We start from the raw sequence: 9,990 nt of genomic DNA, 5'->3' as shown, positions 1-9,990 counted from the left end.
TGATCATGGCGCTGTCGCGACGCACAGGGCAAAGGTTCCAGGCGTCCATCTGGCCGGGCTTCGTGGATGCGATGACCGGCCTCTTGCTAGTGCTGATGTTCGTGCTGACGATCTTCATGATCGTACAATTTGTTCTACGCGAAACGATCTCCGGCCAGGAAAACGAATTGGATCAGCTGGCCGGTGAGGTGGCGGCCCTGGCGCAGGCACTTGGCCTTGAAGAACGCCGCGCGAACCAGTTGGATTCCCGCTTGTCCGCGCTAAGCGAGACATTGACCGATGCACAAACGCAAGTGGATGCGCAGGCCGCAACAATTGCAGCGCTTACGGCGGAACGGGATGCCCAAGCGACTGCGCTGGCGCAGGCTGAAACCCGCATCACCAGTTTCGAAGCGCAGGTGGCGGCGCTGATTGCGGACCGCGACACCGCGCTGGAGACGGTGGCGGGTCTTGAAGAAGAGCAGACACGCCTTTTGTCTGAGCAGGAGGCACTGAACCTGGCGCTTGCCGCCGCCCGGGACGAGGTGGACGCGCAAGCCGAAGAGGCCCGTCTGACCGCAGCACGGACCGACGCGTTGCAGGCGCTGATCGCCGATCTACGCAACCGGAACGCGGATAGCGCGGATCAGGCGACGGCCCTCCAAGCGGATCTTGATGCGGCGCAAGAGGCGCTGAGTGCAGAAGAGGCCGCGCGCATGGTCGAAGCGGCTGCTGCCGAAGCCCTGCGCGAACGGCTCGAAAATGCCGACACCGAGCTTACGGCCATGACCCTCGCGCTCGAAGCGCAGCGGAAAGAGGCCGAGGATACGCTGACCCTTCTGGCCGCTGCCCGCGCAGCGGAAAAGGATTTGAACGGTCGTCTTGCGGCCGCACTTCTGGCTGCACAGGACTCAGACAGTTCGGCGTCTGCAGCACAAGCCCGGATCGAGGATCTCGAAGCTGAACTGGCCGCGGCCCTTGCCTCGCTTGATACCTCGAATGCGGAAAAGACCGCCTTGTCGCAGGCGCAGGCCAGCCTTGAGGCGCGTCTTGACACAGCGTTGATCGAGGCAGAGGCCGGCACAGAAGCGGCGCAGAGCCTTGCCGATGTCGAGGCACAAATGGCCGTAATCGAAGAACGCCTTGCCGCGCTGGACGTTGAGCGCACTGAACTGCACGAGCGTTTGGCAGCTGCCGTTGCCGACAAGGTGGCGGCAGAGGGGCAAGTTGCGGCGCAGACCGCCGATCTCACCGATTTGCGCACGCAACTGGCTGCAGCGTTGGCTGCACGCGAGGCAGCGCTCGCCGATGCACAGGCGGCGGGCAGCAGTAATGCGGATGTCCGCGAACAACTGGCTGCCGCGCTGGCTGCAAAACTGGCGGCAGAAGAAGACCTGATCACCCAGACCTCTACCGCCGAGGAGCGCGCAGCATTGCTTGCCGCGGCGCGCGATGCGTTGAGCGCCGAGGAAGCCGCCACGCTGGAAGCGCAGCGCCAGACCGAATTGCTGAACCAGCAAGTCTCCCAACTGCGCACGCAGTTGGGAGACTTGCAGGCGCTTCTGGATGACGCGGTCGCGCGTGATGCGGCGAAAGAGGTGCAGTTGAGCACGCTTGGCCGTGATCTGAACACGGCTCTGGCACGGGCCGCGCTGGAAGAACGTCGGCGGCGCGAGTTGGAAGAAGAAGAGCGCAAGCGGCTCGAGGCAGAGGCGCAGGATCTGGAGCGCTACCGGTCCGAGTTCTTCGGCCAGTTGCGTGATGTGTTGGGCGCACAGGAAGGGGTGCGGATCGTCGGGGACCGTTTCGTGTTTTCTTCGGAAGTGCTGTTCCCACCTGGTGGCGCTGTATTGTCCGCAGCGGGGCAGGGAGAGATCGGGAACATCGCGGGCATTCTGCGCGGCGTTGCGGACGACATTCCCGATGGCATCGATTGGGTGCTGCAGGTGGACGGGCACACGGACAACGTGCCGTTGTCGGGGCAAGGCGAATTTGCGGATAACTGGGAGCTGAGCCAAGCCCGGGCGTTGTCGGTTGTCCGGTACATGGTCAACTTTCTGGGTCTGCCCCCGGATCGCCTGTCGGCCAACGGCTTTGGGCAATACCAGCCGATCAATCCGGCGGACACCGTTGAAGCTCGTGCGCAAAACCGCCGGATCGAGTTAAAATTCACCGAGAAATAGGGCGCACGAATACGTGCGCCTTACGGATTGGTCGCTGCTGCAGAAGCATCGTCGGGGCCGCGCAGTATAACTGCGCGTTACTGAACAATCGTCGTGCTCCGGACCCGGCTGATTTCCTGTTGTCCCCGTTGCATGACCACGGTGCCGGTGTAGAGTCCAGTGGGCCAACTCTCCGTCGTGCGTTTCTTGCCAAGAGCGCGAAAGAACTGGGCCTGATTGCGGTCAATTTCGACGACGTCATCGATCAACGTGCCCTCGGGGCCATCGATACGCAGTTGCATTTTGTCTCCCGCCTTTCCCCCGAAGGCATAGCCAAAGACAACGATCGCAGGGGCATCGACCGGCATCTGGTTGGTTGCAGCCCGCCCGGCTTTCACGTCCTCAAAACTGGGAACCTGATCGGCGAACCCCACCTCCAACACAGCCCCTGGGCGGTAGGAGGGCGGTTCTTGCCACAGGGTGTCCGAACTCGGCGCCCCGCATTGGATCTTTCCATCCGGGTCGAAGGGATCGACCACTGCACCGTCCTTGCGCAAGGTCATATGGATATGTGGGAACTGTGTCCGTCCTGACAGGCCAACCTTGCCCAGAACGGCGCCTTCCTTCACGCGGTCGCCTGTCTTGACGGCAACGCTGCCCTGCTTGAGGTGGCAATACTGCGTGCTCCATCCCTTGCCGTGATCGATCACCACACCGTTGCCGCATTCGCGCCCGTTGATCCGGTCGCTTTCGCTTGCGCTGTAAAGCCTGTCTTCCATCCCGTCGCGCGTCCCCTGCACTGTGCCGGGGGCCGCGGCAATGACGTTGACACCGCGGCGCATTTGCTCGAGAGACCGCAGGGCAAAATCGGTGCCCTGATGCGTGTCGTAGCTGAGCGTCGAGCAGCGGAAATCCATCGCTTCACCCGATGGGTCATGGTCCACATATTGTTGGATGAAGCACTCGGTACCCAGATCACAATCAATGGGCAGGTTCAGTAAAAAATCCCTCGCCGCGAGCGGTGTCGCGGCGAGGGTCGATATCAATGCGGCAATACCTGCCGCGCGCATCAGTCCGCTGTCAGAAGCGGTGGCTTGTCGCCCGAAATGCGTGGCTTGTCGGGGCCGGAGAGCTTCAGGTCCAGCTCGCCATTCTTGACGCCCACGCGGACAACACCGCCCTTCATCAGCTTGCCAAAGAGCAACTCTTCGGCCAGCGGCTTCTTGATATGCTCCTGGATAACGCGGCCCAGCGGGCGTGCGCCCATCTTGTCGTCGTAGCCCTTGTCGGCCAACCATTCGGCGGCAGGCTTCGTCAACTCGATGGTCACATTTCGGTCCATAAGTTGCGCTTCCAGTTGCAGCACGAACTTCTCGACCACGGACAGGATGGTGTCCTTGCCCAGTGGGGCAAAGCTGATCACGGCATCCAGACGATTGCGGAATTCCGGCGTGAACGTGCGCTCGATGGCTGCCGTATCCTCGCCCTCACGCCGCTCGCGGCCAAAGCCGACAGCAGCCTTCGCCATGTCCGATGCACCCGCGTTCGACGTCATGATCAGGATCACGTTGCGGAAGTCCACCGTGCGCCCGTTGTGATCGGTCAACTGGCCGTTGTCCATAACCTGCAACAGGATGTTGTAGACATCCGGGTGGGCCTTTTCGATTTCGTCCAGCAACAGCACGCAATGCGGATGCTGATCCACACCGTCGGTCAGCAGACCGCCCTGGTCAAAGCCCACATAGCCCGGAGGGGCACCGATCAGGCGGCTGACCGCGTGCTTCTCCATGTACTCCGACATGTCGAAGCGCAGCATTTCCACACCCAGCGTATCGGCCAGTTGCTTGGCCACTTCGGTCTTGCCGACACCCGTTGGCCCGGCAAACAGGTAGTTACCGATGGGCTTTTCAGGCTCACGCAGACCGGCCCGCGCCAGCTTGATGGCCGAGGACAGCGCCTCGATTGCCGGGTCCTGACCAAACACCACGCGCTTGAGCGACACTTCGAGATCCTTGAGGGTCTCGGCATCGTCCTTGGACACGTTTTTTGGAGGAATGCGGGCGATTTTGGCCACGACATTCTCGATCTCTTTGGTGCCGATGGTTTTGCGGCGCTTGGCAGCGGCGACCAGATGCTGGGCCGCGCCCGCCTCGTCAATCACGTCGATAGCAGAGTCAGGCAGCTTGCGGTCGTTGATGTAGCGGCTCGCCAGTTCGACAGATGTTTTGATCGCGTCCGAAGTGTATTTGACGCCATGGTGATCCTCGAAATAGGGTTTGAGACCTTTGAGGATCTTCGTGGCATCTTCCACCGAAGGCTCGTTCACGTCGATCTTCTGGAACCGGCGGCTCAGCGCGCGGTCTTTCTCGAAGTGCTGACGGAACTCCTTGTAGGTGGTCGACCCCATGGTGCGCAGCTTGCCGCCCTGCAAGGCAGGTTTCAGCAGGTTGGACGCATCCATTGCGCCGCCTGAGGTCGCACCAGCACCGATCACAGTGTGGATTTCGTCAATGAACAGCACAGCATCCTTATGCTCTTCCAACTCGGTTACGACAGCTTTCAAGCGTTCCTCGAAATCTCCACGATACCGAGTGCCAGCCAACAGCGCGCCCATGTCGAGCGAATAGATGGTGGTGCCGGAAAGTACCTCGGGCGTTTCACCGGCCACGATCTTGCGCGCCAGACCTTCGGCAATGGCGGTTTTGCCCACGCCGGGATCACCCACCAGCAGTGGGTTGTTCTTGCGGCGGCGGCACAGCACCTGGATGCAACGCTCCACCTCGTCCGAGCGGCCGATCAGCGGGTCAATATCGCCTTCGCGTGACTTTTCGTTCAGGTCCACGCAATACTTGGCCAGCGCGCTTTCCTTCTTCTCGCCCTCGGTGACGCCCTGCGCCTCCTCTTCAACCTCGGGCGCGCCAGACACAGGCCGGGCTTCGCCGAAAGCCGGGTCCTTGGCCACGCCGTGGGCGATGAAATTCACCGCGTCGTAACGGGTCATGTCCTGTTCTTGCAGGAAATAGGCCGCATTCGATTCGCGTTCGGCAAAAATGGCGACAAGCACGTTGGCGCCTGTCACTTCCGTGCGGCCCGAGGATTGCACATGGATGGCTGCACGCTGGATCACACGTTGGAAGGCGGCGGTGGGTACGGCCTCGGACCCGTCAATGTCGGTGACAAGGTTCGACAGGTCGTCGTCCACGAATTCCTCTAACGTGCCGCGCAGCTCGTCAATATCGACCGAGCAGGCCTGCATGACACGGCGCGCGTCTGGTTCGTCAACCAGCGACAGCAGCAGATGTTCCAGGGTTGCAAATTCGTGCCGGCGTTCGTTGGCCAGCGCAAGCGCCTGATGAATGGCTTTTTCGAGTGTCGTCGAGAATGAAGGCACGGCTCGTGCTCCTTTCGATCGGGGTCGGGTGGGGGCGCCAAGGAATGTTGAGGCCCCGTACCAACCATGGCCTCATGTGTTTAAGTTTGGTTGAAGATCGCGCGGCTTCAAGGCTTTTTTGCACCTTGACCCTCACAATATGCGTGAGAAACGTTACGATGGTGTCACTTTGGGCGCATTGGTGGACTGATCCGTCTCAGAAGTTGTCCTTCCGGGTGCGGATTTCCGTGAATACGTCGGTGGCGTTGGCGCCTTCCATGCCCAAATGGGCCTGAATGGCGGGGTCGTGGGCGCGCAAAAATGGGTTTGTTGCCAGTTCTTCGGACAGAAGCGAAGGAACGGTGGGGGTGCCCGATGCGCGTTTGTCGGCCACCTCGCGGAGTCGCGATATAAGCTCCGTATTCTCAGGATCAATGGTGAGGGCGAATTTCCCGTTGGCTGCCGTATATTCGTGGCCGGAGTAAACACGGGTATCATCGGGCAAGGCCGCCAGCTTTTGCAGGCTCTCATGCATTTGCGGTTTGGTACCCTCGAACACGCGGCCGCAGCCCAAGGCCATCAGGCTATCGGCGGTAAAGACCGCCTTGGAGGCCGGAAAGTGGAACGCAATGTGGCCCACGGTATGGCCCGACACGTCGATGACCGTACCTTTTTCAGCCCCGATGGTGACCTGGTCGCCTTCGGCCACCTGTACATCCAGCGCGGGCAGGCGGTGCGCATCAGCGCTGGCACCTGTGACACGGGCAGGGTGATGGGTAAGGATATCCTTCAAACCGTCAACGTGATCATAATGATGATGCGTGATCAGAACATCTGTCAGCTGCCATCCCGTCTCGGCCAATGCAGCCAGAATGGGCACGGCCTCGGGTGCATCGATCAAGGCAGTATCGCCAGTGTCGGGATCATGGGCCAGAAAAGCATAGTTGTCGGCGAGGCAAGGGATCGTGCGGATGTCGAGGGGCATGGCAATTCGGCTCTTTGTGCTTAGTGTTAGAACCAAGGTGGTCCGAACGGGCCGGATGAACAAGAGACGATCATGCATCTTGATGTGCAGGACCTGCGCAATTTTTACTACCGCAGCGCGCTTGGGCGTGCGGCGCAGGCCTCGCTGCGGCGACGGTTGGTTGAATTGTGGCCGGAGGCCAAGGGGCAGACGGTTGCTGGCTTCGGATTTGCTGCACCGCTTCTGCGTCCCTACTTGAAAGAGGCGCGCCGGGTCGTTGCGCTTATGCCCGGGCCCCAAGGGGTGATGCCGTGGCCACCCGACATGCCCAACGTATCTGTGCTGACCGAAGAGACCCTGTGGCCGATTGAAACGGGGCACGTGGACAAGCTGGTCATCCTCCACGGGCTAGAGACGTCTGAGCGCGCCTATGACCTGCTGGAAGAAGCGTGGCGCGTGCTGGGTCCGGGAGGCAAGGCGCTGTTCATCGTGCCTAACCGAGCAGGGCTGTGGAGCCGTCGGGACCGCACCCCCTTCGGCTATGGACGCCCCTATTCTGCGAGCCAGCTCGAGACACAGTTGCGCAAACATCAGTTTTTGCCCGAACGGCATGTCGGCGCACTGTATCAGTTCCCGTCCAGCCGGCGGCTGTGGATGAAATCGGCCGCTATGTTTGAAAAGGTGGGGCGATTGATGCCGGGCATGGTGGCAGGCGGGGCATTCATGGTGGAAGCATCGAAACTGGTTTACCCGCCCAAGGGCAAGGCGGTGCGGTCCAAAGCCAAGCGACAAACCTTGCCGCAGGGGGTGACGGCACCTGTCGCGGGGCGGGTCTAGAAACCGGTCTTGAGGTCTCCGAAGCACGCGTTTTCCAAGTCAGGCATACTGCCTTCTTCGACCATGTCGAAGGTCATCTGCAATAACTGGCTGTCACCTTGGTGCAGTTGGAATGTCCACGGCACCACGAATTCTTCAAATGCATCTTCCAACCGGTAGCCAATACCTTTGATGTCGCCTCCGGTAATCATGATAGGCCATGTTTGGCGTGTTATTCGCTTTTCACCCATAGGGGGGTGGGTGACACTGGCCAAAAGCTCCATCCGAGGCGTGCCAGCTGCGACCCCAAACGATACTCCGACGCCAATCCCTACGAGGGCAGGGGCAGTTGTCGCAACGACCGTGATGGGGTCCTTTGTAACTTGCCGGATTATAACGTCGCCATCTACCGTATCCTGCCCGGTAACAACGTCTCCAATGGTGTCTACGCACGTGATCCCATGCGAAATGTAAAACAGTGGATGCTGCACGTCTGGTAGGCGAAGCATTTCAGACAGAACAGCGTGCGGCGTTCCAATCAGTTCTAACAAGGCCAAGAGCAAAAGGATCCGGCCCCTGCTCGTCTTCTTTAGTGCCATTCCAAAAGCAGTCCTTCGGTCGTCGTCATTCTGTGCGTTGGCAAGACAGCACCTGTTCTGCTCTTACCTGCCTCCACACGCCAGGTGTTGTCGCCAAGGCGCGTCAAGCATCGGAAGGGTGCACGTCTTGGAGGACCCTGGTGTTGATTTGCCGGTTTGTGCGGCGAAGAAACCACCGGAATCGCCCCCAAACGCCCACGTTTTGTGACGAAATCCTTACAATTCCTGAGGGCCAAACGGTCGCAGTTTTGTTAACCCCTTGAAAACGCGAAATAACCGCCCTAACGCCTGTTCACGAACACATGTTGCGGGGTTGGAAACCCTCTGCTACATCCCCCCTGATTTTCACGCCTTGGCCAAAATCAGGGCGGTCCAACACCCCGGGCCACGCATACCTGTGCAGCAATCCGGGCCAAGACATCGAAAGGGTGGACGTGTCCGAACCAGCTTCGATCTCCACAGGTATTGCCGCGCGCTATGCCACTGCTGTCTACGAACTTGCCAAGGAAGGCAAAGCCGTCAAAAAACTCGAAGGTGATATTGAAACCCTGACAGCCGCCATGGCTGACAGCGGCGACTTCAATGCCCTTATCCACTCGCCCGTTTACAGCCGGGAAGAGCAGGCCGCCGCCATCACCGCGATCGCCAAGAAAGCAAAGCTGACAGACCTGATGGCCAACACGCTGTCACTGATGGCTGAAAAGCGCCGTCTGTTTGTGCTGCCGCAGCTGGTGCAGGCGCTGCGCGACGTGATTGCCGAAGACAAGGGTGAGCTGACCGCAGATGTCACGTCGGCCAAGGCGCTGACCAAAGCGCAGTCGGACAGTCTTGCCAAGACGCTCAAGGCCCGCATGGGCAAGGACGTCACCATCAATGCCGCCGTCGATGAAAGCCTCATCGGCGGTTTGATCGTAAAAGTGGGCTCGAAGATGATCGACACGTCGATCCGCTCCAAGCTCGCTTCCCTCCAGAATGCAATGAAAGAGGTCGGATAAATGGGTATCCAAGCAGCAGAGATTTCTGCGATCCTGAAAGACCAGATCAAGAACTTTGGTCAGGAAGCAGAAGTGGCCGAAGTGGGCCGCGTTTTGTCGGTAGGGGACGGTATTGCCCGCGTCTACGGCCTCGACAATGTGCAAGCCGGTGAAATGGTTGAATTCCCCGGCGGCATTCAGGGCATGGCCCTGAACCTCGAAAACGACAATGTCGGCGTTGTGATCTTCGGTTCCGACCGCGACATCAAAGAAGGCGACACCGTCAAGCGCACCAACTCCATCGTGGACGTGCCCGCCGGTGACGAACTGCTGGGCCGCGTTGTGGACGGTCTGGGCAACCCGCTGGACGGCAAGGGCCCGATCAAATCCTCCGAGCGCCGCGTTGCTGACGTGAAAGCACCCGGCATCATCCCGCGTAAATCGGTGCACGAGCCGATGGCGACGGGCCTGAAAGCTGTTGACGCGATGATCCCGATTGGCCGTGGCCAGCGCGAACTGATCATTGGTGACCGTCAAACCGGTAAAACCGCCGTGGCCCTCGACGCGATCCTGAACCAGAAGTCCTACAACGACGCCGCAGGCGATGATGAGAGCAAGAAGCTCTACTGCATCTACGTCGCCGTCGGTCAGAAGCGCTCGACCGTGGCGCAGCTGGTGAAGAAACTGGAAGAGTCCGGTGCGATTGACTACTCGATCGTTGTGGCCGCAACCGCGTCCGACCCGGCGCCCATGCAGTTCCTGGCTCCTTACGCCGCAACCGCGATGGCCGAATACTTCCGCGACAACGGCCGCCACGCGCTGATCATCTATGATGACCTTTCGAAACAGGCCGTGTCCTACCGTCAGATGTCGCTGCTGCTGCGTCGCCCACCGGGCCGCGAAGCCTATCCTGGCGACGTTTTCTACCTTCACTCGCGCCTGCTGGAGCGTTCGGCCAAGCTGAACGAAGACAACGGTGCAGGTTCGCTGACGGCTCTGCCGATCATCGAAACCCAAGGTGGCGACGTGTCGGCCTTTATTCCGACCAACGTGATCTCGATCACCGACGGTCAGATCTTCCTTGAAACCGAACTGTTCTACCAGGGCATCCGCCCCGCCGTGAACA

The 9,990-nt window shown here is 60.2% G+C and carries 8 protein-coding genes; 4 read left to right on the top strand and 4 right to left on the bottom strand.

Translation table 11 applies throughout. The features are described from left to right. Positions 1 to 5: 5 nt before the first annotated feature. A complete protein-coding gene (locus tag AC6RA8_RS18015; RefSeq protein ID WP_500354562.1) occupies positions 6 to 2,162 on the top strand; it encodes a peptidoglycan -binding protein in 2,157 nt (718 codons plus the stop codon). Between the two features lie 77 nt (positions 2,163 to 2,239). Here AC6RA8_RS18015 and AC6RA8_RS18010 read toward each other — a convergent pair whose 3' ends face one another. From AC6RA8_RS18010 to gloB, 3 genes are all read right to left on the bottom strand, one after another. After that, the gene (locus tag AC6RA8_RS18010; RefSeq protein ID WP_500354560.1) at positions 2,240 to 3,211 is read right to left on the bottom strand and encodes a M23 family metallopeptidase; all 972 of its coding nucleotides are present in this window, start codon (positions 3,209 to 3,211) and stop codon (positions 2,240 to 2,242) included. Further along, positions 3,211 to 5,532, bottom strand: a complete 2,322-nt coding sequence (gene clpA / locus AC6RA8_RS18005; protein ID WP_500354558.1) for an ATP-dependent Clp protease ATP-binding subunit ClpA — start codon at positions 5,530 to 5,532, stop codon at positions 3,211 to 3,213. The genes AC6RA8_RS18010 and clpA overlap by 1 nt, the downstream gene beginning before the upstream one ends. Before the next feature lie 196 nt (positions 5,533 to 5,728). After that, positions 5,729 to 6,496 carry a hydroxyacylglutathione hydrolase gene (gene gloB, locus AC6RA8_RS18000; protein ID WP_500354556.1) on the bottom strand — a complete coding sequence of 256 codons (768 nt, stop codon included), beginning with the start codon at positions 6,494 to 6,496 and terminating at the stop codon, positions 5,729 to 5,731. Between the two features lie 72 nt (positions 6,497 to 6,568). On the opposite strand from gloB, the gene AC6RA8_RS17995 reads away from it, so the two are divergent. Beyond that, positions 6,569 to 7,312, top strand: coding sequence for a class I SAM-dependent methyltransferase (locus AC6RA8_RS17995; RefSeq protein ID WP_189369433.1), 744 nt, complete (start codon positions 6,569 to 6,571; stop codon positions 7,310 to 7,312). On the opposite strand, the gene AC6RA8_RS17990 is transcribed toward AC6RA8_RS17995, so the two are convergent. Beyond that, positions 7,309 to 7,503 (bottom strand): hypothetical protein, encoded by a 195-nt coding sequence (locus tag AC6RA8_RS17990; RefSeq protein WP_500354555.1) that lies wholly within the window; start codon positions 7,501 to 7,503, stop codon positions 7,309 to 7,311. The two genes, AC6RA8_RS17995 and AC6RA8_RS17990, sit on opposite strands and share 4 nt — an antisense overlap. An 821-nt stretch (positions 7,504 to 8,324) precedes the next feature. Between AC6RA8_RS17990 and AC6RA8_RS17985 the strand changes: the two genes are divergently transcribed. Both AC6RA8_RS17985 and atpA read left to right on the top strand, forming a co-directional pair. Beyond that, positions 8,325 to 8,885, top strand: a complete 561-nt coding sequence (locus AC6RA8_RS17985) for a F0F1 ATP synthase subunit delta (protein WP_500354553.1) — start codon at positions 8,325 to 8,327, stop codon at positions 8,883 to 8,885. Then, on the top strand, positions 8,886 to 9,990 hold a 1,105-nt coding region (gene atpA / locus AC6RA8_RS17980; protein ID WP_500354551.1), incomplete at its 3' end, for a F0F1 ATP synthase subunit alpha. It lies immediately after the preceding gene.

The sequence above is a fragment of the Tateyamaria sp. genome, from assembly GCF_059783535.1.
The sequence above is the reverse complement of the archived record's forward strand: the minus strand, read 5'-3'. Positions and strand labels throughout refer to the sequence as shown.